The organism is Anaerophaga thermohalophila str. Valhall (assembly GCF_000250735.1).
Classification (GTDB): Bacteria; Bacteroidota; Bacteroidia; order Bacteroidales; family Marinilabiliaceae; genus Anaerophaga; species Anaerophaga thermohalophila_A.
In genome coordinates this window covers 1-24,745 of the sequence record NZ_AHZV01000088.1, presented here as the reverse complement: position 1 = coordinate 24,745, position 24,745 = coordinate 1, and the positions used below count along the sequence as shown (strand labels likewise).

At 41.4% G+C, this 24,745-nt stretch carries 20 protein-coding genes; 16 read left to right on the top strand and 4 right to left on the bottom strand.

What is annotated here, in order from left to right; all coding sequences use genetic code 11:
• Window positions 1-162: 162 nt before the first annotated feature.
• Entirely contained in the window at window positions 163-732 is a 570-nt protein-coding gene (locus OQ5_RS0103985; RefSeq protein ID WP_016776255.1) for an HDIG domain-containing metalloprotein, read from the bottom strand.
• 510 nt (window positions 733-1,242) lie between these two features.
• Here OQ5_RS0103985 and OQ5_RS0103980 point away from each other — a divergent pair.
• The 10 genes from OQ5_RS0103980 to OQ5_RS0103945 all read left to right on the top strand — a co-directional run bounded on the left by OQ5_RS0103980 (window position 1,243) and on the right by OQ5_RS0103945 (window position 12,332).
• Window positions 1,243-1,503 (top strand): OadG family protein, encoded by a 261-nt coding sequence (locus tag OQ5_RS0103980; RefSeq protein ID WP_016776254.1) that lies wholly within the window; start codon window positions 1,243-1,245, stop codon window positions 1,501-1,503.
• A gap of 334 nt (window positions 1,504-1,837) precedes the next feature.
• Window positions 1,838-3,301, top strand: coding sequence for an oxaloacetate decarboxylase (locus OQ5_RS20250; RefSeq protein WP_255297379.1), 1,464 nt, complete (start codon window positions 1,838-1,840; stop codon window positions 3,299-3,301).
• A gap of 64 nt (window positions 3,302-3,365) precedes the next feature.
• The gene (locus OQ5_RS24235) at window positions 3,366-3,722 is read left to right on the top strand and encodes an acetyl-CoA carboxylase biotin carboxyl carrier protein (RefSeq protein WP_255297378.1); all 357 of its coding nucleotides are present in this window, start codon (window positions 3,366-3,368) and stop codon (window positions 3,720-3,722) included.
• A gap of 70 nt (window positions 3,723-3,792) precedes the next feature.
• The gene (locus tag OQ5_RS20245) at window positions 3,793-4,887 is read left to right on the top strand and encodes a sodium ion-translocating decarboxylase subunit beta (protein ID WP_255297377.1); all 1,095 of its coding nucleotides are present in this window, start codon (window positions 3,793-3,795) and stop codon (window positions 4,885-4,887) included.
• Window positions 4,865-5,005: a sodium ion-translocating decarboxylase subunit beta gene (locus OQ5_RS25205; RefSeq protein WP_369688184.1), complete on the top strand. Its 141-nt coding sequence runs from the start codon at window positions 4,865-4,867 to the stop codon at window positions 5,003-5,005. The genes OQ5_RS20245 and OQ5_RS25205 overlap by 23 nt, the downstream gene beginning before the upstream one ends.
• Before the next feature lie 221 nt (window positions 5,006-5,226).
• Complete coding sequence (ftsY, locus tag OQ5_RS0103965) at window positions 5,227-6,177, top strand: signal recognition particle-docking protein FtsY (protein ID WP_016776253.1); 951 nt, start codon at window positions 5,227-5,229, stop codon at window positions 6,175-6,177.
• Window positions 6,178-6,216: 39 nt separating this feature from the next.
• Entirely contained in the window at window positions 6,217-7,503 is a 1,287-nt protein-coding gene (gene rimO / locus OQ5_RS0103960) for a 30S ribosomal protein S12 methylthiotransferase RimO (RefSeq protein ID WP_016776252.1), read from the top strand.
• A gap of 36 nt (window positions 7,504-7,539) precedes the next feature.
• Complete coding sequence (locus OQ5_RS0103955; protein ID WP_016776251.1) at window positions 7,540-7,920, top strand: septal ring lytic transglycosylase RlpA family protein; 381 nt, start codon at window positions 7,540-7,542, stop codon at window positions 7,918-7,920.
• A 68-nt stretch (window positions 7,921-7,988) separates the two neighbouring features.
• Window positions 7,989-9,614 carry a Na/Pi cotransporter family protein gene (locus OQ5_RS0103950; protein WP_016776250.1) on the top strand — a complete coding sequence of 542 codons (1,626 nt, stop codon included), beginning with the start codon at window positions 7,989-7,991 and terminating at the stop codon, window positions 9,612-9,614.
• Between the two features lie 210 nt (window positions 9,615-9,824).
• Window positions 9,825-12,332 (top strand): AsmA family protein, encoded by a 2,508-nt coding sequence (locus OQ5_RS0103945; RefSeq protein ID WP_016776249.1) that lies wholly within the window; start codon window positions 9,825-9,827, stop codon window positions 12,330-12,332.
• A gap of 22 nt (window positions 12,333-12,354) precedes the next feature.
• Here the strand turns inward: OQ5_RS0103945 and OQ5_RS0103940 are convergent, their stop codons facing one another.
• Together OQ5_RS0103940 and OQ5_RS0103935 are read right to left on the bottom strand one after the other, a co-directional pair.
• Window positions 12,355-15,645, bottom strand: coding sequence for a UvrD-helicase domain-containing protein (locus OQ5_RS0103940; protein WP_016776248.1), 3,291 nt, complete (start codon window positions 15,643-15,645; stop codon window positions 12,355-12,357).
• A 605-nt stretch (window positions 15,646-16,250) separates the two neighbouring features.
• A complete protein-coding gene (locus OQ5_RS0103935; protein ID WP_016776247.1) occupies window positions 16,251-16,793 on the bottom strand; it encodes a glutathione peroxidase in 543 nt (180 codons plus the stop codon).
• A gap of 455 nt (window positions 16,794-17,248) precedes the next feature.
• Here OQ5_RS0103935 and OQ5_RS0103930 point away from each other — a divergent pair, with 455 nt between their 5' ends.
• A complete protein-coding gene (locus tag OQ5_RS0103930) occupies window positions 17,249-18,019 on the top strand; it encodes an MBL fold metallo-hydrolase (RefSeq protein ID WP_016776246.1) in 771 nt (256 codons plus the stop codon).
• 102 nt (window positions 18,020-18,121) lie between these two features.
• Here OQ5_RS0103930 and OQ5_RS20240 read toward each other — a convergent pair whose 3' ends face one another.
• Entirely contained in the window at window positions 18,122-19,204 is a 1,083-nt protein-coding gene (locus OQ5_RS20240; protein WP_255297375.1) for an MFS transporter, read from the bottom strand.
• Window positions 19,205-19,456: 252 nt separating this feature from the next.
• Between OQ5_RS20240 and asnA the strand changes: the two genes are divergently transcribed.
• The 5 genes from asnA (at window position 19,457) to OQ5_RS0103905 (ending at window position 24,717) form a co-directional block, all read left to right on the top strand.
• A complete protein-coding gene (asnA, locus tag OQ5_RS0103920) occupies window positions 19,457-20,497 on the top strand; it encodes an aspartate--ammonia ligase (RefSeq protein ID WP_016776245.1) in 1,041 nt (346 codons plus the stop codon).
• Between the two features lie 303 nt (window positions 20,498-20,800).
• A complete protein-coding gene (locus OQ5_RS20235; RefSeq protein ID WP_255297374.1) occupies window positions 20,801-21,916 on the top strand; it encodes a cofactor-independent phosphoglycerate mutase in 1,116 nt (371 codons plus the stop codon).
• On the top strand, window positions 21,852-22,004 hold the full coding sequence (locus OQ5_RS24225; RefSeq protein ID WP_255297373.1) for a hypothetical protein: 153 nt from the start codon (window positions 21,852-21,854) through the stop codon (window positions 22,002-22,004). The genes OQ5_RS20235 and OQ5_RS24225 overlap by 65 nt, the downstream gene beginning before the upstream one ends.
• A gap of 636 nt (window positions 22,005-22,640) precedes the next feature.
• Window positions 22,641-23,942, top strand: coding sequence for a threonine synthase (gene thrC / locus OQ5_RS0103910; protein ID WP_016776244.1), 1,302 nt, complete (start codon window positions 22,641-22,643; stop codon window positions 23,940-23,942).
• A 130-nt stretch (window positions 23,943-24,072) separates the two neighbouring features.
• On the top strand, window positions 24,073-24,717 hold the full coding sequence (locus OQ5_RS0103905; RefSeq protein WP_016776243.1) for a tetratricopeptide repeat protein: 645 nt from the start codon (window positions 24,073-24,075) through the stop codon (window positions 24,715-24,717).
• The last annotated feature ends 28 nt before the right edge of the window (window positions 24,718-24,745 follow it).

The window sequence follows — 24,745 nt, the reverse complement described above, 5'->3', positions numbered from 1 at the left end:
AGTACTCGTCTATAAACCCGAAAAAATTTTTACAATATGTGCGTCTGTTCAGAAAGTGCCGGTTTCAAGGGTTGCGAAGTCCGAAAATACGGAGTTTACTCATCGTAAATGAGTAATTTTCGGACGAGCGTAACACAGCAAATGGTACTTTATGGACAGACACTAATTATTTCCGCCCAGTTCCAATTCATTAGCAACACTTTTCATAGCCTCTATGCATTCCGATATCAGATCGCGTAATTCAATATTCAGCATATCAGCCCCTTTCTGAATGATATTCCTGTCAACCCCTGCAGCAAAGCGTTTGTCTTTCCATTTCTTCATAACAGACTTCACTTTCAGTTCATGAAGGTTTTTATCGGGACGAACAAGCGTAGAGGTTACAATAAGTCCTGTCAGTTCATCAGTTGCGTAAAGCACCTTTTCCATGATGTGCTCTGGCCTGGTATCGGTGCAAATGCCCCAGCCATGGCTTTCGATGGCTTTTATGTAGTCTTCAGGCCAGCCTTCTTCCTCCAGAATTTTTCTTGTCATAACGCAGTGCTGTTCCGGGTATTTCTCATAGTCCAAATCATGCACCAATCCAATAATACCCCATTTTTCAGGGTCTTCACCGTATTTTTCAGAAAAGTGTTTCATCACTGCTTCAACCGCCAAAGCGTGTTTTAGCAAACTTTCACTCTGATTGTACTTTTTTAGCAGGGTTAGTGCATCTTCTCTTGTTGGTTCCATGTTGTTTTACTGTTTATTAATAAAATGGGCAATGCCCGATTCAACTCTGAAAAACTTTGTCTATCCGACATATCGGGATGAGATTTTACCACAATCGTAACACAACAAATAGTTCTTTATGGACAGACACTTCATAATTAGTGCATGTCTATAAAGCAGGAAAAGTTTCCTACTTATCATGTGTCTGTTCAGAAAGTGTCATTTACAAGGCTTGCGAAGTCCGAAAATACGGAGTTTACTCATCGTAAATGAGGAATTTTCGGACGAGCGTAACACAGTAAATTGCACTTTGTGGACAGACACTAATTAAAGAAAAAAAACTCTAAATTATTACCATTTTTTATCAGAATTATATTGCACAGATAATTAAATTTTTAGAGAGTGAATTATGGAAAATTAACGCTTCAGAAAAGTCGATTTTGAGAATAAATGTACAAAAATCAACTATAATTGCAACATTTTTAATGAAACGGACAGGTTATTGTTTCAAATTGAAAACGAAATTGTAATATGGAAGCCTATTTTGATCAGGCCTGGGTATTACTGGGTGTAGGAATGTTAACGGTTTTTGCCGTGTTATTATTTGTAGTTCTAATCGGCAATGGTATCATTCTCTTCGTAAACCGGTTTATTCCCAATTCAGGTGTGCAGGAAAGCAGAGGTACATCAACTGGAGGGACAAATGCTTCGAAAGTTGCGGCCATTGTTGCTGCAGTTAAGCACGTTACGGGCGGTCGTGGTTCTGTAGTCGAAATCAGGAAAAAAGAATAATGAGTGCGCTCTTAAATGTCTTTTTTGAGCAGATTCAATAAATATAATAGATCGTTAGATTTTTAGATATAAGTAATTTATTCAGTAGTTTTTAGTCAATAGTCAATAGTAATTTTTTTCAAGTACTGACATATTCAGAAAAATAACAAATTAGCATAAATAACATATTTTTAGAGGTTTGTGTATTTTGTCAGATAAATGATGTAAGATGATTTTTACAACCTTGATATACTGCATTTTAACAAACAAACCCCTATATATGTAAACAATTGACTTACAGCGTATTGTAAAAGTTTAACGAAGTATTGTAAATATATAATTGAAAATATAAGTTATGCGTAAAAAAATTGGCTTTTCTCTTTTATATCGTGACATGTGGCAATCATCAGGGAAATATGTGCCACGCAAAGATCAACTAGAAAGAGTTGCTCCACCTATTATTGATATGGGATGTTTCGACCGAATCGAGACCAATGGAGGAGGGTTTGAACAAATCAATTTGCTTTTTGGTGAAAATCCTAATCAGGCTGTCAGAGCCTGGACCAAACCTTTCAATGAAGCCGGAATACAAACACACATGCTTGAAAGAGCATTGAATGGTATCCGCATGTCTCCGGTTCCCGCCGATGTTCGCAAGCTGATGTTTAAAGTAAAAAAGAAGCAGGGTACTGATATTGCCCGTTCTTTCGACGGATTGAATGATCCGAGAAATATAATCGATTCAATAAACTATGCCAAAGCGGGAGGGATGATCTCGCAGGCTGCAATGAGTCTTACCTATTCGGAAGTTCATACTGTCGATTATTATATCGACTTAGCCGACCAGCTCATTAAAGCCGGAGCCGATGAGATATGTCTCAAAGACATGGCCGGTATTGCCCGTCCTGCCTGGCTCGGAAAAATCGTTAAAGGAATAAGGAAAAAACATAAAGATGTTCCCATTGAGTATCACGGGCATTCGGGACCCGGTTTTTCAGTTGCTACCGTTCTTGAAGTAGCCCGTGCAGGGGTCGATTACGTAGATGTGGCCATGGAACCGCTTTCATGGGGAACAGGTCATGCCGACTTGCTAACCATCCAGGCCATGCTTAAGGATGACGGATTTGAGGTATCCGATGTAAATATGAATGCCTACATGGAAGTGAGGAAGCTGACACAGGAATTCATTGACGACTTCCTGGGGTATTATATTAATCCGAGGAACCGCCTGATGAACTCTTTACTTATCGGGCCCGGATTGCCGGGAGGAATGATGGGCAGCCTGATGGCCGACCTCGAAAACAACCTTGCCTCCATCAATAAATGGAAGAAAAAGCATAACAAACCAGAGCTTACCCAGGATGAATTGTTGATCAAGCTTTTTGAAGAAGTGGAGTTCATCTGGCCTAAGCTTGGCTACCCGCCCCTGGTAACACCATTCAGCCAGTATGTGAAAAATCTGGCTCTTATGAACGTGATCCAACTCGAGAAGGGAGGAAAACGCTGGAGCATGATTGCTGATAATATCTGGGATATGATACTTGGTAAAAGCGGACGGCTGCCGGGCAAACTGGCTCCGGAGATTATTGAACTGGCCGAAAAGGAAGGAAAAGAATTTTTTACCGGGCATCCCCAGGAGCCTTACCCCGATGCTCTTGATGATTTCAGGAAAGAAATGGATGAAAACGGCTGGGATTATGGCCAGGATGATGAAGAGCTTATGGAACTTGCTATGCATCCCGAACAATACCGCAACTATAAATCGGGTAAGGCCAAAGAAGCATTTGAAGCCGACCTGAAAGAAAAAAGAATCGACTGAAGCATCAACCAATAACGGAGAAAAATCAGGAACAACACCGGTAAACGGATTTGCTCCTTCCAAAATGAACATTAATGTTAATGGGGAGGATTTTGAGGTAACGGTTTCCTACAATGGAAATGCAAAGGTGTCCGATTCCCCTGAAAAAGCAGTCGGGAATGGTGAGAAAGCGCCCCAGACTCCGGTCGACGGGGAAGTTGTCGTTTCTCCACTCGAAGGAAAGTTCTATTTCACCAAAGATTCAGGCGAAACCCCGGTTAAGGTAGGAGACAAGGTTAAAGAAGGAGACATCCTGGGGTATGTTGAAGCAATGAAAACATACAACGCCATCCGTTTCGATAAAAGTGGTGAGATAAAACAGATACTCAAAGAAAACGGAAGCGATGTTGAGGAAGACGATGAACTCGTTGTGCTTGGCTAACATCGACATGAGTATCCTGGATTATTGAGTTTTCAACAAAATCGATCTTTTATTGATCCGCTGAAATTGTATGGAAGTTATTAATCAATTATACGAAATGACAGCACTGGGGCAAATCGCCGAAAGCCCCGGTGTTTTGTTAATGATAGTTATAGGTGCTGTATTACTTTACCTTGGAATTGTAAAAAAGTATGAGCCCTTATTATTGGTACCGATAGGTTTTGGTATCATCCTGGCCAATCTCCCGGGTGGCAATATGGGAGTGGTCCCTGCCGATATGATAGAACTTCCCGGCCACAGGTACATGAATCTTTTTGAGATTGCCAGTGAGTACGGGATCATGAACTACATTTATTATTCCCTGATAAAAACCGGCTTTTTGCCACCTATCATTTTTATGGGAGTGGGAGCATTGACCGATTTTGGTCCGATGCTCAGGAATCTGCGGTTAGCCTTTTTTGGCGCTGCAGCACAGATAGGTATTTTTGGCGTTTTTTTTGGCGCCATTGCACTTGGATTTTCACCTAAAGAAGCTGGATCTCTGGGGATTATTGGCGGTGCCGACGGACCAACGGCCATTTATACCACCATATTACTGGCTCCCCATCTGCTTGGCCCTATTGCCATCGCCGCCTACTCTTATATGGCGCTTGTACCTGTTATTATTCCTCTTGTTGCCAACCGGCTGATGACAAAGAAGGAATTTAAGATCAACATGAAAAAACAGGACAAACTGTATCCGCCAAAATATGAGATTAAGAATATTAAAGCGGTCAAAATTATTTTCCCCGTGGTATTGGGTGTGGTAATTGCTTTTCTGGTTCCTTCATCTGTGCCTTTGCTGGGAATGTTGTTGTTTGGAAACCTGATAAAGGAGATAGGCACTATTACCCAAAGACTTTCGGATGCTGCGACGGGACCGATTATGAATACGGCAACAATATTTCTCGGCCTCGCTGTCGGGGCGACAATGACAGCCGATGTTTTTCTTGATTTAAAGACCCTTGGCATTATTGTTGGCGGGTTTCTTGCCTTTGCCATCTCTATTGCAGGTGGAATTCTGGCTGTTAAGGTTTATAATTTGCTGTACGAAGAAAAAAATCAATCCCCTGGTTGGTGCTACCGGTTTGAGCGCAGTCCCGATGGCTTCCAGGGTTGCCAGTGAACTGGGATTGAAGCATGACAGCAGTAATCACTTGCTTCAATATTGCATGGCCTCCAATATTTCGGGGGTTATCGGGTCGGCTGTTGCTGCCGGTGTCCTGATATCTATACTCGGATAATTTTTAGCCATCAGCCCCGACCGACTTATCCCGGTTGACCGATTTACTTTATTTGGCAGGATTGATTATCTTTGCCTCTTCAAAATTCGCGAGCCTTGCAACCGGCACTTTCTAAACAGACACACATATTGTAGGAATTTTTGGGAGTTTATAGACACAGACTATATGGAGACACTAAGTGAGGCGGGTGACTGCCGTTTAAAGATTAAGTTGGTTTAATTATGGGAATATTCGGGGGTTTTAATAAAACCAAAAAAGAAAATCTGGACAAAGGACTGGCAAAAACAAAGGAGAGTGTTTTTAAAAAAATGTCCAGGGCGGTTGTTGGCAAAACGAAGGTCGATGATGATGTATTGGACAGCCTGGAAGAGGTATTGATCACTTCCGATGTAGGAGTGGATACCACCATCCGTATCATTGAACGGATTGAAGAGCGTGTTGCCCGCGACAGGTATGTCAACACAGGAGAACTCAACAAAATATTGCGTGAAGAAATTGCAGCCCTTTTGGCTGAAAATGAAAATAACGAAGCAGGAGATTTTGATCTTCCACCTGAGAAAAAGCCTTATGTAATAATGGTAGTAGGGGTAAACGGCGTAGGAAAGACCACTACCATTGGCAAACTGGCGCATAAATTTAAATCGGCCGGGAAAAAAGTTGTTCTCGGTGCAGCCGATACTTTTCGGGCTGCAGCCATCGAGCAGCTCGAAATATGGGCAAACCGGGTAGATGTTCCGTTGGTGAAACAGAAAATGGGCTCCGATCCTGCTTCTGTTGCCTATGATACGCTGTCTTCTGCAAAATCGAAAGATGCCGATGTGGTAATTATCGATACTGCCGGACGGCTTCATAACAAGGTAAACCTTATGAATGAGCTGACCAAGGTGAAGATGGTAATGCAGAAAATAGTTCCCGATGCACCTCACGAAATATTACTTATTTTGGATGGTTCAACCGGTCAGAATGCTTTTGAACAGGCTAAGCAATTTACCAAAGCAACGGAAGTAACGGCTCTGGCTATTACCAAACTTGACGGTACCGCCAAGGGGGGGGTTGTAATCGGGGTATCCGACCAATTCAAGATTCCTGTCAAATATATCGGCATAGGAGAGGGGGTTGACGATTTGCAGGTGTTTAATCGTCAGGCTTTTGTTGATTCCCTTTTTGGTTGAATCTCCTGCTAATAGCATCATTACAAAAGCCGGCACCCGATGAAGCGAGTTGATGTAATTACACTTGGATGTTCCAAAAATATAGTTGACTCAGAATTTCTGATCAGACAGTTCGAGGCCGGAGGCTTTAGTGTCGAACACGACCCTGCCGATCCCCGCGGAGAAATTGTAGTCATCAATACTTGTGGCTTCATTGGTGATGCCAAGGAAGAAAGCATTGATACCATCCTGGATTTTGCCGAAGCAAAGAAACGAGGAAAAATCAGGAAATTGTTTGTCATGGGGTGCCTGTCCGAACGCTATTTCGATCAGTTGGGACGGGAAATTCCCGAAGTTGACAAATTTTACGGTAAGTTTAACTGGAAAGAACTAATTTCCGAACTGGGAAGCTCTTACCGGCCTGATCTTACCAATGAGAGGTCGCTTACTACGCCTGCTCATTTTGCCTGGCTGAAAATATCGGAAGGTTGTAACAGGACTTGTTCATATTGTGCCATCCCCATTATTACCGGTAAGCACAGGTCAAGAGCCATAGAAGATTTGCTGGATGAAGCGTCTTTTCTCGCGTCAAAAGGGGTGAAAGAATTGCAGGTTATCGCCCAGGATTTGTCTTATTACGGAACAGACTTGTACAAAAAAAGAATGCTTGCCACACTGATCGAAAAACTTACAGAAATAGAAGGGATTGAATGGGTTCGTCTTCATTATGCCTATCCGGCCGGTTTTCCCAGGGATGTACTCGATGTTATGGCACAAAATCCGAAAGTTTGTGCTTATATGGATATCGCCTTGCAGCACATTTCAGACAATATACTGAAATTGATGCGCCGTGGTATTACTAAAAAAGAAAGCATTCAGCTCATCCGGGAAATGAGGGAAAAGGTACCAGGGATTCATCTCCGAACAACAATGATAACCGGTCACCCCGGAGAAACCCGGAAAGATTTTGAGGAACTTCTTGAGTTTATTAGTGCTACGAGATTTGAACGACTTGGTGTATTTCCCTATTCGCACGAGGAAGATACCTTTGCCTGGAAGAATTACGAAGACAATATTCCATTTACTGTGAAGCAGGAGAGAGCCGACCGGATAATGGAACTTCAGAGAAACATCAGCCGGGAACTCAATGAACAAAAAGTTGGTCAGACACTTAAAGTTATAATCGACCGTAAAGAAGATGGTTTTTACGTTGGCCGTACCGAGTTTGACTCACCCGAGGTGGACCCAGAAGTGTTAATTCCGGATTCTGAAAACCTGGAAACCGGACAATTCTATAATGTCCGGATTACTGCTGCTGATGATTATGATCTGTACGGGCGCATTTGAGGCAGTGAAGGATTTTATCAATAATGCATTCGAAAAATGCGATTTACAAAGAGACAAAATTTCACAGTAGTATTTCTTGCCATCGCCCTTCTGCTGGCTCTTCATGATAATGAGAGTGAGAAATATTCAGAAACAGGGCGGGCTTCTTATTATGCATATGCACTGGGAGGAAGCGAAACCGCAAGTGGTGAAATATATTATCACGACAGTCTCACAGCAGCTCATCGTACAATCCCTTTTGGCACTCTCCTTGAAGTTGAAAACCTTGATAATAATAAATCGGTTGTTGTTCGGGTAAACGACCGTGCCCCTTTTGTTGAAGAGCGGATTATTGATTTGTCCAGAGCCGCATTCGAAAAAATTGCCTCGCTGGAAGAAGGTGTCGTGGAGGTAAAAATAACAGAAGTTGGAAAATAGAAGGTTGGTTTTATCATCTAATCATCTAAAAATCAGATTATATAATTGTCTAACTATCTATCCGGGGTATGGATGTATTTCAAATCATCATACAGCTGATTGGAGGTCTTGGTTTGTTCCTTTTCGGTATGGAGCAACTTAGTACGGGTATGAAGAACCTTGCCGGGCGAAGAATGCGCCATATCCTTGATAAATTTACGGCTTCAAAAGGAGGAGGCGTTATTTTCGGGATACTTCTCACACTTTTGTTTCAGAGTTCCAGCGCTGCTTCAGTTGTCATGGTGGGATTTGTGGATGCGGCAATTCTCAGTCTCCCTCAAACTCTCGCTGTGATGTTAGGCACCGGAATCGGGACTACCATCACCGCACAGTTAATCGCTTTCAGGATTGGAAGCTATGCTCTGATATTTGTTGGAACGGGGTTTTTTCTGAAGGCTTTCGGCAGGAGTCAGTGGTCGTATGGCGGTCAGATTATTCTGGGGCTGGGCATTTTATTTTACGGCATGGATTTGATGTCTGCCGGGATGAGACCACTACAGGATGTTTCAATATTTATAAACTGGCTTGAATATCTGAAAAATCCTTTTTTGGCAATTGTGGCCGGAGTTATGTTCACAGCACTGATTCAAAGCAGTGCAGCATTTATCGGGATTGTAATGGCATTGACATCATCAGGCCTGTTAACCGTTGCCGATGCTCTTCCGCTAATTCTCGGAACCAATATAGGAACTACTGTTACGGCCATTTTATCATCGGTTAATTCATCGGCCGGGGGCCGGCAACTTGCCCTTGCCAATACGTTATTCCGTGTGGCAGGAGTTGTTGTAATGGTCTTTTTACTCGAACTGTGGGAACAGGTTACCGTTTATATTTCGGGACATGATGCCTCTGAAGGACGATTATTGGCCAACGCCCATACTATTTTTAATGTTGTTATGACACTCCTTTTTTTGCCGGTAACCGGGTACATCGGAAAAACGGTAAAATGGTTGATTCCGCGCAAAGAGATAAAAAAGGTTCAACTCAATTATCTAACCCCGGAGCTGCTGGAATCACCCGGGATGACGCTTCCGCTTTTAAAGAAGGAAGTTCAGGATATGGGGAAACTTGTCGTTGTTATGGTAGAACAGGCTCTCGTCCCTTTTTTCGACAGAGAAGCGAAAATTCTTGACCAACTCCGCGAGAATGAAAAAAAAGTTGATGGATACAGGGAAGAGATCAATCGCTTTCTGGTTCGTTTAAATGAAAAACAATCTACAGACGACTGGTCGGACGATATATACAGGTTTTTACACGTTGTCAATGAACTTGAGCAAATTGCCGATATTGTTTCTGTTAACATTGCCCGGCAGGGTGATAAATGGCTCGATTCAAACATTCATTTTTCTGAAGAAGGTGAAAATGAGTTGCGTGAATATCACCAAAGGTGCATAAAACAGTTGGCTCGTGCACTTCAGCTACTCGACGACTGGCAACCCGAAAAAGCGATGAAAATGAAACGCAAATACCGCAAGTATGCCCTTATGGCCTATGAGATGGAAATGCAACATTATAAAAGATTGCTGACACCAAGCAGTCAGTCGGTCGAATCAAGCAAAGTGCACATTGAACTACTCAACCTGCTTAGGATGATAAACAGCCACGCAACCAATATTGCGCGCATGGTAATAATGGAAGACGATAGTAATATTTAATGTCTGTCGATAAAGTACCATTTGCTGTGTTATGCTGACTATTGATCTACAGACTGTAAAATTGATTAGAAACTTTTAATGATTTATTTCAAATAAATCTCTTTCCTTTTTTTAAATTTGATTACGAATAATATATACTCTAATGAAACGAACCCCGATTATTCGGGACGAGTTCCATTAGGCCAATAACTTAAATCAAATTTTATACTAATGAAACGATTTCTGCAAATCTTGGCGGGCTTAATTGTCCTTATTCTATTGCTTTTGCTGATCATTCCTTCACTTTTTAAAGGAAAGATAGAGCAGAAAGTCACTGAGGCAATCAATGAAAATATTACCGCCACAGTGTCCTTCGATAAGTTTAGTTTATCGATGTTCAGGCATTTTCCTAATCTTGCAATGGGACTGGACGGGCTCACCATTGTCAATAAAGAACCTTTTGCAGGAGACACATTGCTTCATGTTGGGTCCTTTGCTGCAAGTGTCGATTTATGGAGTGCCATCAGCGGTGATGGTATTCAAATCAATTCGATACTCCTTGACAGTCCTAAAGCATGGCTGAAAGTCAACCGGGATTCGGTGGCCAACTGGGATATTGTTCCTGTTACCGAAGAGATAGAGGAGGTTGAAGAGGATACAGCTGCTGCTTCCGATTTTGCTGTCCGGCTTAAAATGTTTGAGATTCGTGATGCATCGTTTTCTTTTGACGATCAAACAGCGGCTTTAGCTACTTCTATTGATGATCTGGATGCAGTTATGGAGGGTGACCTTTCCCAGAAAGCCACCAATCTTGACCTAACCACCTCTATTCAGCGTTTCAACCTTCAGATGGAAGAAACAAAATTTGTAAAGGATGCTTTTGTCTCGCTGGATGCCATCATTGGTGCCGATCTCGAGAATATGGTATTTACCTTCAAAGAGAACGAATTTCGCTTTAACGATCTGTCCCTGGGCTTTGACGGGACTTTTGGGATGGTTGAAGAAGGTTATGATATGGATTTGAAGCTCGGTGCCAAAGAAACAAGCTTCAAAACCCTTCTTTCCATGGTTCCGGAGAGTTATCTAAAAGACTTTGAAGAGCTTCAGACCGATGGCAGTCTGACCCTGGAAGCTGTAGCCAAAGGCAGATACATCGATTCTGACCATCTTCCGGCCTTCAACCTTGTTCTTAACGTAAAAAACGGCAGCATCCAATACCCCGATTTGCCTGAATCCATTGATGACATACAAATTGACGTTATAGTGGATAATCCCGGTGGAACGGCCGATAACACTGTAACCGATATTAATAAATTCCATTTTAATTTGGGTAGCAATCCGTTCGATGCTTCTCTTCATATAGAAACACCGGTCTCTAATGCCACCTATAAAGGCAATATGAAGGGTGCCATTGACCTGGAATCTCTGGCCGACGCAATTCCTATGGACAGCATTGAGTTACGGGGTTTAATCACCACAAACCTTACGGTGGACGGTGATTACAGCATGGTAGAAAAAGAACAATATGAAGATATTGAGGCCAACGGGAAAGTCAGCATGAAAGATTTCTTCTTTAAGACAACAGATTGGCCGGAAGGTTTCAAAATTGCTACCGCCGATTTACAGATTACTCCCAGAGCCATGGAATTGATCACATTCCAAAGCTCACTGGGAAGCAGCGACTTTAATCTTAAGGGTAAAGTGGAAAATTATCTTTCTTATGCTCTGAAAGACGGTGTTTTACAGGGAAGACTCGACCATAGTTCCAGAATTGTAGATACCAACGAACTAATGCAACTCTCCGGTGAAGATACCACTCAGGTAGAAGAAGATACCACGGCGATGGAGTTGGTTATCGTTCCCAAAAATCTGAATTTTATACTTAACAGCAATATCAGCAGGCTGATATATGATAAGCTGACCATGACCAATGTGAAAGGTGAAATACGTATTGTTGACGGCAGAGTTATTCTTGACGGATTGAAATCCAATATGTTGAACGGTTCAATGCTCATATCGGGCGAGTACAACACGGCAGATACTTTGAGACCATTCGTAAATTTTGATATGGCACTCGAAACCATCGATATCCATCAGGCTGTAAACTCTTTCAGTGTGGTAGACTCCATTATGCCCATTGCCAAAAAGGCCGTAGGTACCGTTTCCACCAATCTGAAATTCAATAGTCTGATAGGGAACGATATGTCACCCATCCTGAGCTCAATTAACGGCGGGGGACTTTTAAATTCAAAAGGGGTGGAAATTTCGGGGGCAAAAGTGCAAAATGCTCTGGCTACAATGCTCAAAAACGATAAATACAAAAAAGCCAGGGCTGAGGACTTGTCGGTTAATTATGTACTGGAAAACGGAAATGTCATAGTTAAACCCTTCACTACGAATCTGTTCGGGAAAGAGTTGACGATTTCAGGCACCCAGGGATTGGATCAGCGTCTTGATTACACCATAAAAATGCCCGTAAACCGGAGTGAGCTGAATAATGTTGCCGGTCTTTTGGGAGCTTCGGTTCCTTCCTCAGTTGATAATGTAATGGTTAATGTTCTGGTACAGGGAACAGTAAAAGACCCGCAACTAAAATTTAAACTCGATGATGAATTTAAAGATCAGGCCAAAGAAAAGCTTAAGGAAGAAGTGGAAAAAGGCGTGGAAAAACTGATGGAAGATGAAAATGTGAAAAAGAAAGTAGATGAAGTTAAAGATAAACTAAGAGATTTGTTTTAGTCCGGACACAGGTTGTCACAGACTAAAACAATTTACCCTGAATCGCCTCATAATCAACTTTAACAATTTCATCATGTGGGACATACCAGATGTATCCTTTTACATTTGGATGTCCCATGTTTTTTATGCTTCTCATATATCCTTTAACCTGAGCCTGATGTTTAATGGTATCTTCCATCCCGAATTTATAGTCAACGACAATGGTTTCGTCTTTTCTAAGCATTACGCGGTCGGGGCGACAAATGTTTTTGTCCAGAATCGCTACCTCTGACAGAACTTTACAGGAGCCGTCGAACCAGCTTTGGACTTCTGGTTTAGAAAGCCATTTGTCCATTTTTTTACGGATCTGCTCCATTTCAAGTTCATTAATTTTACCTTCAAACCACAATGTTTTCAGAGCATTATTGAGGTCGTTCCGCACTTCGATCATTTCAAACAGGCGATGCATAATTTTACCGTACGCAGAGCCTTTCTCAACAGCTTCGTCGTCGAAATACTCGTTGCTTTCTGAATGAATCGAGATACGTTCCCTGAATGAGAAGGTTTCTATAGTTTCCAGGCGACACGTTTTAAAAGGTCTTCGTTCGTTTCGATTATTTTCTGCGTACTCTTCTTTTCTTCTTTCCGGAATTGGCTGTCCCGACAGGTATTTGAAGTTTTCTTCATCCCAGCTTCCCGGCAGCTTTTCCTGATCGGTTTCGCGCGAGGTGAAATGAAACCACAAAAGGTCTGACACGTTTACCAGATCTGTTGGTGCTTTTTTCTTTCTTTGACAAAAAACCGTTAACGAATGCTTTGCACGGGTAAATGCCACATACATCAGGTTCAGATTATCGATGTATTGATGCATGAGTTCCTGCAAATATTCTTTGGCAAAATAGGTTTCTGCAAGTGATTTTTCATAATCTACAGGAACAAGCTCCAATTGGTTAAACGGAGACTTTTGGGGTTTACACCACAACAGGTTTTGGTTTTGTTGCCGCGAAGCATCGAGTTCCCAGTTACAAAACGGTATAACAACGGCTTTAAATTCGAGTCCCTTGGCCTTGTGAATGGTCATGACGCGTATGGCGCTCTGGTTTTCGGGAACCATAACTGAGTCGTATCGGATGCTTTTATCCCATTCGTCGAGGAACAGTGCCAGATCCGCTGTTTCGCGTGAAGAAAAATGATTGATGCTGTTGAGAAGAGTCTGGATATAAATACCTTGTTCTTTTCGTATTGCAGGGGGAAGAAGTCGTACCAGTTCATCGGCTAAATCGTACAGGGGAAATGTTTGTTTTTCCGATAAAAATTTCAGATGTTCTTCCCATGTACTGACCCGGGATGGATCATGAAAAACTTGAGAAGCGTTAAATTGTGATTCGCGGTTTTCACGCTGATGCCTTTCCCAGTGAAGCCGGATGAAAGATTCGAGCACTTTATCATCAGGGTTTTGAACGAATTTCAGATGATTGATGATGAATAACACTGCAGGAGAACTGTTCAGTTGAAGTGTTTCGTTACTTATGACAGGAAGCGCCTTATTCTCCGGATGATAATCTCCCGATAGCAAGGCATTGGTAATGGCTGTTCCCTCATCTCTTTTTCGTACCAAAACACAAATGTCTGAAATGGCAAATCCATTGTTGAGCAATTCATGAATATGATTAACAGCAGCCTCGATGGCTGAATTTTGAAAATCTTCTTTTTTGTCAGCTTCCAGAAATGAAAAAGAAACATGTCCTTCTTCACCGGGTTTTTCCGAAGGCATGTTCTGCACAACATCCTGATAAGCTTCCATAATTTGAAAACCGAATCCTCCCGGCAGGTCTTCATCAGGAATATCTTCCGGTGCTTTGTGTCTTAAATTTGCCTGTAAGGCCCTGGCGGCATGTTTGAAAAAGCCATTGTTAAACGCAATAACATTACGGCTGCTTCGCCAGTTGGTGTCGAGTGTTTTTACCTGCGTTCCAAATGTGTAAAAATCTTTTTCTACCTGTTCGGCCAGTAACGTCCAGTCCGAATTCCGCCATCGGTAGATGGATTGTTTTACATCGCCCACAAGCATAGCAAACTGGTCCTGAGCCAGGCTGTTCCAAATGAGCGGTCGGAAGTTGGCATATTGAAGCGATGATGTATCCTGGAACTCATCAATCATGTAATGAGCGTATCTGGTTCCGGTGCGCTCATAAATAAATGGCGCTTCGTCCTCATGTATAATGCGCGACAACAAGTGATTGGTTCCGGCAAGCAGGAATACATTTTGTTCCCTCGATATTTCCAATATCTTTTGATTGACATCATTAATAATTCCCAGGGCATAAAAATTTTTTATTATGGCTTTGGCCGTCATATACTCTCTTTTACGATCAAAGATAAAATCTGCCATTTGCCCGAGAAGGTCATTTAATCCACCGGTGTAGACTTCTTCGATGGTTTTGTTGATATGGGCCGGATTACTTTTCTTTTGCCACACATCGAGATTATTATATAAAGAAAAAATATGCGCTTCGTTGTATTTTTCTTTATTGGCGAGTTTGAGGAAGACCATCATTTTACCCCGGCTCCCGTTGTTGAAATCTTTGGTGATTTCAAGATTGTACCGTTTAATCAGAGCGAGTCCTTTTTCTCCATATTTTTGAAGTTCAGATTCATAGGTTCGAATTATTTGATGAAGCCTGGAGAGGTAGGAACTCATAAAGCGGCGGTTGGCCAGTTTTTCAGAAAGAATACCGGCAACCGATTGATAGGCTTCTTTGAAAATTTCTTCAGAAAAAGCACTAATCTCTCTGTTGATGTTCCAGCTTTTTCCCTCTGATATTTTTTTCTCTGCAAAGTCAAGCAACCACCTTTTCAGGGTCTCATGGCCTATCATGTCTATTTCGAGCACGACACGATCAATGGCTTGTGTGAGTATGGACTGATGATCCAGCTCGGTTCTGAAACCCAATTGTAGACCGGCATCTCTTGCAAAAGCCCTGATAATCTGCTGAAAAAAGCTGTCGATGGTATTTACCGAAAATCTTGAAAAATCATGCAACAAAAGCCTCAATATTAACCGGGCTCTTTCCCGTACCTGAAGTTCTGTCATCCCTGTTTCATCCATCAGCTCATCCATGTAGTCGGGTTTGCTGCCGGTCAGATATCCAAGTTCATAAATCTTTTGTAAAATGCGCTGACGCATCTCGGCTGTAGCTTTGTTGGTAAAGGTAACAGCCAGAATATGCCGATAATCAAAAGGATCATTAAACAGTAAACGGATGAATTCACGGGTCAGGGTAAAAGTTTTACCGGAACCTGCCGATGCGCGATATATTTTCAGGTGAGACATAAAAAATCGAAGTTCTTTTCGTAAGTAAATATGTAAAAATAGAAAATAACTTCGAATCCGGGCAGAAGGTGAAAAGAAATCAACCACGAATTCTTGCAAGCAAGCGGCAGAACCGAGCGTTACGAATTTCACGAATTAAAAAGCTGTTTCGCAGCAATTTTAAACGGCGAAGTCGTTAAGACGCACCTTTGGTGCGACAAAATTCGTATAATTTGTGCCGCTCGGCTCTGCCGCTTGCTTGCAAGAATTCGTGGTTCATGTGAACAAAATGGCGTTAGCCATTTTTAAAGAAAACAATTGAAAGGAAAACCATTTCTATGAAACGTACGCATATTTGTGATCAATACTCCGTTAAACTTTTGCAATACGCAGCAAGCCAATTGTTTGCATCTAAAGGGGTTTGTTTGTTAAAATGCAGTATATCAAGGTTGTAAAAACCATCTTACATCTTATATCTAAAAATCTAATGATCTATTGTGTGATGAACCATTAAATAAAAAAAGGCCGCGCCGTTTGTTGTTTGACGACCGCGAATGTTACGAATTTAGCAAATTATTATCGCACTCATCAAAACAATTTGATAAAGTAAGGAAGCTAATTTCAGTTTAATTTTTAATCCAGTTTATAATTTCGGAGTCATCAGGCCTCGTTTTTGGTGGAATTACTTTTTCAAGTTTTCCGTCGGCACTGATCAAATATTTCTGAAAATTCCATTTAACTTCACTGTCACTGACGCCATTCTTTTCTTTATTGGTTAGCCATTGATACAACGAATGCTGATCATCTCCTTTGACACTGATTTTTGCCATCATCGGGAAAGTAACGCCATAGTTGACATCACAAAATTCCCGAATTTCCTCTGCCGTCCCTGGTTCCTGATTCATGAAGTTGTTGGCCGGAAAACCGATAATGACAAAATCGTCTTTACCATATTTCTCATAAATATCCTGAAGTTGCTCATATTGCGGGGTGAACCCACATTTGCTGGCGGTATTTACAATCATTACTTTTTTCCCTTTCAAACTGGCAAAGTCGAATGTTCCTCCATCCAGGGTTTTTACTTTGAAATCGTAAAAACCGGTTTGACCCGAAATGACAAATATCCCCGTAAACAAAAGTACAGCGGTTAATAGTGATTTTATCTTCATAAGTTTAAATTTTAATGGTACAAACCACAACTATTTCATAATAAAAACTTTGCGTCATTGCATTTCTGCGTTTAGGCTTTTTAACTGATTATTGAATAGTCTTCTGAATGATAAACAATTAATCTGTGTTATGGTTTATTCCGGATTGGGTTCTGTATTGCATGCAGCATTAGGAGTCGAACGCCCGCTGATAACCGCTCATCATTCACGATAATAATTTGTTGTCAGGGATAGAAAAAATGTGTTTTCATATACCTGAAAAATGATTAAAATTGGGACTTTAAGTATTATTTTTTATACTTAAGGTTGAACGTAACTTTATTACATAAAACTCTGTGTCTTTGCAGCTCTGCGTTTGAGCGTGTATTCAGAATCGAAAGGAATGAGTCTGCTTTTAAAAGAGACTTTTAGGAGTGGACTCAAGGAATCGATAATTAAATAAAAACAATATAGCCTTGAAAATAACATTTTTAGGAACCGGAACCTCGATGGGTATTCCCATGATTGCATGCGATTGCGAAGTTTGTCGTTCATCAGATCCAAAAGATAAGCGAACACGTTCTTCTGTAAAAATAGAGACGGATGAGCGTGTTGTTATAATCGACTCGGGACCGGATTTTCGTCAGCAAATGCTGGCATCCAATACAAAACGACTGGATGCGATTTTGTATACCCATGAGCACAAAGACCATACTGCCGGACTCGACGATGTCAGGGCATTCAATTGGATAAACAAACAACCAACACAGCTTTATGCCGAAGAACGTACGCTTAGCGCATTAAAGAAGGAATACGCTTATGCTTTTAAAGATGGAGATGAAAAATATCCGGGGGTGCCTGATCTGATACTGAACGAAATAAACGATCAGGCATTGTTTAAAGTTTTCGGCATTCCGGTTGTTCCTATTCGGGTATATCATCATCTGATGCCGGTTCTGGGATTCCGTATCGGCCACTTCAGCTACATTACCGATGCCAGCCGGATCCCAGATGAAAGCATGGCAAAACTTAAAAACAGCGAAGTAATTGTAATTAACGGACTGAGGATAAAAGAGCACATCTCTCACTTCAACCTTGAACAAGCTATTGCTATAATAAGAGAGCTTGAACCACGGCAGGCTTTTATTACCCACATCAGTCATCACATGGGCTTACATGCGGAAATATCTGAACAACTCCCGGGAAATATAGCACTGGCCTATGACGGATTGGAGATTGAAGTTTGAAATTAGTGTTTTTTCAAAGTATTCAGAAATAAAGAAACCGTTGAGAGGGCTAAAGCCATCAAAACAAACCCGATGATCAACAGTGCCTGAGCAAGCGACAATTTATCGCTGAGCCATCCGAAAAGAGGTGCTATAACAGCAAAAAGAGCCCGTATCAGCAAGCTGCGAACCGATAATACGGTAGCTCTGATTTCTGACGGAGTAATTTGGTTGATATAATCCTTCAAAACAGGAGTTGCCACACCTCGTGCCATGTAAAAGATTCCCAGAAGTAACAAAAAGAAAAAAGGCCTGATGCGTTAATCCTCCTGCCACAAAACCTCCTGTAATAAGCAGACTGGTGGTCATTACGGTAATCTTTTTCCCCATTTTTCTTTCCAGCCGTGACGAAAACAGAGTTACCGTTCCTACCAAAATGTTCAGAGCCGTGGCGGTGCTCCCGATAAAAATCTCTGTAAAGCCAAATTCATCCAGCCGCAGTTGGTACACCCATGCCATGGTGAGCGTACTCGTACCAATGATAGATGAATAGATCAAATTCCATCTGAGTCGGATGTTTTTCACAAGTGCATAATGAACTACTTTTAATATGTCTCTGAATCCTGGTCTTCGATGCTTTTGTTTTGATGGTGGCTCAAGCAATGTAAGCGCGGCAGGAACTGCCAGAAAAGCAATGCCGGTCTGAAAGTAGAAGGGGAGGTGCAGACTGATCTCCGACAGGGCACCGCCAGCCAACCCTGCAAGAGCTTCTGAGTAATTCCCAACGGAATAATTTATACCCTCGTACTTGAGATAATGATGACTGCGACCATCCGATTTCAGCGAATCAAACAAAAGGGCTGAATCGGCCCCCGAAACAAAACTCTGTCCGATACCCAGGGTCACCTCTGCTGCCAAAAACATCCAAAATCCCCCGCCAATTGAGTAAAACAGGAAGCCCAGCGTACCCAATATGGCACCCAAAATAAGTGTTATTCTTCGCCCAAGTATGTCTGCCAGATAACCCGATGGTACTTCAAAAATAACAATGCTGATACTGTATATGGCTTTAAGCTGAAAAGATTGTTCATGGCTCAGCCCCATATCTTTATAAAACAGCATGATGATGGGCATGGTCAGCATGAACCATTTCGCTACCTTTATAACGTATAGCCTTACTATATTCCTGCTGTAATGCTGTTCCATGTCCCTGTTTTTGCCGCAAAGATAGATAATAAAAATTCGGTGGTGCCTTCTTTTGGTATTTCAATTTTTGGGTTGAAGCAATAAATGAGTCTGCTTCAAAAAACTATTTTTGTTGTTTTCGTTTCAATTAATTAAAAAACCAAGGCTGTTATATGATAAAATGATAAAAAATGTGTCCAAAAATTTTTTAATTGTAATTTAGGTGCGTAATTTTGTGAAGCAAACAAAAGTATATTTCGTATTTCAACAATTATGATAGATAATCTATTCATTCCCAAGGGATACCGACCTTTGTTGGATTTGAAGCAAACCGAGCACGCCATAACAGTCATCAAAGATGCATTTCAGTCGGGGCTGTCTTCCGAATTGAGATTAAGAAGAGTAACGGCCCCGTTGTTTGTTTTGAAGGGTACGGGCATTAATGATGATTTGAACGGAACGGAACGACCCGTCACATTTCCGGTAAAAGACCTTGGCGATAAGGAAGCCGAGATTGTTCACAGCCTGGCAAAATGGAAGAGGATGGTGCTCACCGACTATGATATTGAGCCCGGTTTTGGTATTTATACCGATATGAATGCCATTCGACCCGACGAGGTGCTTGATAATACACATTCAATTTATGTCGATCAATGGGATTGGGAACGTTCTATTAATAAAGCCGACCGCAACATCCGGTTTTTAAAGAAAATTGTGAAGAGCATTTATGAAGTACTGAAAAGAACTGAATTTATTCTTTACGAAAAATATCCGCAATTGACCCCGCTTTTGCCATCAAAAATTCATTTCATCCATAGTGAAGAATTACTCCAGCAATATCCGAACCTTTCTCCCAAGGAGCGGGAAGATGCTATCTGTAAGAAGTACGGCGCTGTTTTCCTAACCGGAATTGGAGGAAACTTATCCAATGGAGAACCTCATGACGGAAGAGCCCCAGACTACGATGACTGGAGTACAATGGCCGAAGACGGATATCAGGGATTAAATGGCGATATTTTGCTTTGGAATCCTGTTCTTGAGAAAGCGTTTGAAATCTCATCCATGGGTATTCGGGTTGATGCCGAAGCACTGCTGCGGCAGCTTGATATCAAAGGTTGTCTTTACCGAAAAGATTTTCTCTTTCATCGACGTCTGCTGAACGGCGATTTCCCTTTGAGCATCGGCGGCGGTATTGGCCAGTCTCGCCTCTGCATGTATTTTCTACGTAAAGCACATATCGGAGAAATACAGGCCAGTATTTGGTCCGATGAAATGAGACAAATTTGCAATGAACACAATATACCATTGGTTTAGAGCTAAGAAAGGGTTGTGGTAAAGAGATATGAGTAGGTATAAAATCCTTGTCATTATAAGATAAATGAGCCTGCCGGTGCAATAACAATTCCTGTTTCATTTCTTTCTTCATTTAAAAAGGTCTATTTTTGTTCGTTAGCTAAACGTGGGTCTGGTTAAAAAGATGGATTTTGTCAGGGCACGGTTTAGAGAAGTATTAGCATGGTACTGGCGACCGGTTACTGACGAGCTGGTATTTTTAGAGAATACGTAGTTTAACATTAACACTGGTTAGCTCAGGTAGTCAAGAATAATTCTTAAAATATGAAATATATAGTTGTTTTGGCTGATGGTATGGCTGATTTGCCCATACCGGAATGGAATAACAAGACACCTCTGATGATGGCCCGAAAGCCGGTTATGGATCATCTTTGCTCAATAGCTCAAACAGGCTTATTGCAATCGGTTCCGGAAGGAATGCATCCGGGAAGCGAAATTGCGAATATGAGTATTTTGGGATTTGATCCCCGGAAATATTTTCCGGGCAGAGGCGTCCTTGAAGCTGCTGCTCTTAAGATTCCTGCCCGCCCTGATGAACTTGTGTTCAGATGCAATTTGGTGACCATTGAAAACGGGAAATTGATGAATCACTCGGCCGGCCATATTTCCAATGAAGAAGCTGAGGAGCTGATACAAACCCTTAATAACGAGTTTGTTAAAGAAGGAGCTCGTTTTTATCAGGGTGTAAGCTACCGGAATCTTATGATGCTTCAGGGTGGCGAAGGTGATATAATCTGTCGTCCACCTCATGATCATCCCGGAGAGGAAGTTTCTAAACTGTTACCTGAAAGTAAAACAAGTGACAACTCAACAGCCGAAACACTTGTTTCTTTGATAAAGCGTTCTATAAAGCTTTTGGATAAGCACCCCGTAAACGTGGAAAGAAAAAAGAATGGACTTCCACCTGCCAATGCAATATGGCCATGGTCACCTGGTAAACCGGGAGGTTTTCCGACTTTCAGAGAACGATGGGGGATACATTCCGGTGCAGTTATCTCTGCAGTCGATTTAATCCGGGGCATAGGAAGTCTTGCCGGACTTGATAATATTTTTGTCGAAGGGGCTACAGGATTGTTTGATACCAACTATGAAGGCAAAGCAGCAGCTGCTGTCAACGCTCTCAAAAAAGTCGATTTTGTTTTCTTGCATGTGGAAGCCGCCGACGAGGCCGGACACGAAGGTGACAAAGAGCTTAAGAAACGGGTAGTGGAGGACTTCGACCACAGACTTTTGAAACCATTATGGGAAGGGATCAAAAAACATGGAAGGAGAGGTTTCGCTTGCTTTGTTGCCCGATCATCCTACCCCTTGTGCTTTGCGCACACACACCTCCGATCCGGTTCCATTCCTTCTGATAAAACCAGGCGAAAAACCGGATAGTGTTTCCGTTTTTGATGAATTTTCAGTAAAGAAAGGCTCCCTGGGCTTGCTGAAAGACGGAGAGGTTCTTCAAAAACTATTCTCTTGAGTCAATCCGCTATGCATCAGTCAATATGCGGTTGGCATTCTTTAATATGCTGTAAGTAAGTTATTTGCAATAAATAATATAGGCTTTAGAAAAACTAATTTTACACTGATGAAACGAGCATGGCATAGGTTGCTTAATAGATTGTTAGAAATGTTAGATTGTTAGATGATGTAATAACTAAACAATTTTAACAACTTAACAATTCTAAGAATTCTAACAGCCGTGTAACAACTTATTAAATGTAAGATGAAATAAGCAGGGTCTGCTAAATAACACTTAAATAATTAATAATAAATTATTTACATCGCATAATTCCATTTAAGGTGCAAGGTTTGTCATCCAAATCTTTAAAAATGTTTGCACCAGTAAATCATTAGATCGTGAGATTTTTAGATATAAGATGTAAGATGATTTTTACAACATTAATATACTGCATTTTAACAAACAAACCTTCTTAGATACAAACAATTGAATTACATTGTATTGCAAAATTTAACGGAGTATTGTGTAAGTATTAATTGTCAACATATTACTATTCAAAAGAATGTCGTAATAATGAACGACTTTATCTATTTAAAAGGCGCGGTGGCCTGTCCGCTTTCCGAGCCGGCGATAACTTAAGTAAATTATATACTAATGAAGTACATAAGCATAGGCACAAAGCAACAATCGGTATCCTTATCAGAAGGCATATTTAAAGGCCTCTCCGACGATGGCAGTCTTTTTATGCCTGAAGATATACCTCATTTAGGGAACGACTTTTATGCCTCACTGTCAGGTTTTTCTTTGAACGAAATTGCTTTTTCGGTACTTCGGCCATTTGTAGAAGAAGAAACTGATGATACAACGCTTTGGCAAATGGTGGAAGAAACCTTTTCTTTTCCTATTCCATTGGTGAATATTCACGATAATATAAATGTTCTGGAATTGTTTCATGGCCCTACGCAAGCGTTTAAAGATGTAGGCGCCAGGTTTCTTTCGCGTCTGATGAGCCGGCTCCATCCTGTAAGGGATAAGAAAATGGTGGTATTGACGGCTACTTCAGGCGATACGGGTGGAGCTGTTGCTCATGGTTTTCACAAAGTACCCGGGATAGAGGTTGTTGTGCTTTATCCTAAAGGAAAGATAAGCCCTTATCAGGAGAACCAGATGACCAGTCTTGGCTATAATATTCATGCCATCGCCGTAGAGGGTACTTTTGACGACTGTCAGCGCCTGGTTAAACAGGCTTTTAATGATCGGGAGTTGAGGAAGGATGTTGCGGTTACCTCGGCCAACTCCATTAACCTGGGGCGGCTTCTTCCTCAGATGGTTTATTATTTTTATGGTGTAGCCGACATTCAGCGAAGACTACCGGGCACCGAACCGGTAATTTGTGTCCCAAGCGGCAATTTTGGTAACATAACAGCTGCCGTTATGGCTTATAGAATGGGCCTTCCCGTGAAACGGTTTATCGCGGCCACGAATGTTAATGATGTGGTGCCAAGGTTTTTGAAAACAGGAGATTATGATCCCCGCGATACAATTGTTACTTATGCCAATGCCATGGATGTGGGTGATCCGAGTAATTTCCCGCGACTCTATTATTTGTTTGAAAATAACCTGGAACAACTCAGACGTATGTTCTCAGCTGATATAATTACGAATAAGGAAATTCTGGAAACCATTCAATCTGTTTTTCAGCAACATAATTATCTTTTGGACCCACATTCAGCGACAGGATATTTAGGCTTGACACGCGAGATAAAGAACGATGAAGTCGGTTTCTTTGTTTCTACAGCACATCCCGTTAAGTTTGTTGAAATCATTGAAAAAGTTTTACCCGGTGAGGCAGAACGGTTAAAAAAGGAGTTTGGGGCGGATACAGCTTTGCAAGGTGGCACTGAACATATGCCTGTATCATATAAATCACTGAAAGATAAATTGATAGAATTGTAAAGATCATTTCTTTTTAAAGAATTTTAAGGTTTGGCGTGTTTTTTGTTTCTTAATTTTATTAAAAGGGCTATTTTTATGGCCTCAAAAAGAAACGAAACAAAATTTAAAACATTTAAAAATTGAACGCGTTATGAAGTATTTATTGACAGTTAGTTTTGTGTTGTTTGCGCTCGCTGGAAGTGTTCTTGCTCAGGAAAAAACGGCTGCAGAGTTAAAAAATGAAGGTAATGATGCACTCCGGAATAAAGACTACAAGGCAGCCCTTGAATTGTACGAAAAAGCCCTTGAAAACTGGAGTGCAGAAGAGCCTGTTGATGAGGCAATGGTATACAATATGGCCACCTGTGCACGTAGAATCGAAAACTATGACAAGGCCATAAAATATTATGGAATGAGTGAGCAACAGGGATTTCGTGGGGACATCTCGTCCTATTACATTGCTTACAGCCTGAAGAAACAAGATAATGAGGATGAGATGGAAAAGGTGCTGGTAAGTGCTATAGAGGAATATAGCTCCAGCAAGTATTTGGGACACATGAAAAAAATGCTTGTTACCTATTATCTGAAGAAAGGCTCAGAACCGTTTAATGAAGCTTCACAAATTTTGGCTTCAGCTCAAAATGCAGACCCCTCTCAGTACGACGAGATTAATGCCCGCGCGAACGAAGCTTTTGCCAAGGCCAAGCCCTGGTTTGAGAAAGCTTTGGAATACGACCCTGACAACGAAAGTGCAAAAGCTACGCTTGAAGAGATTAATAAGCGTCTAAGTGAATAGAGAAACTTAGATAGCTAAAATTACAGAC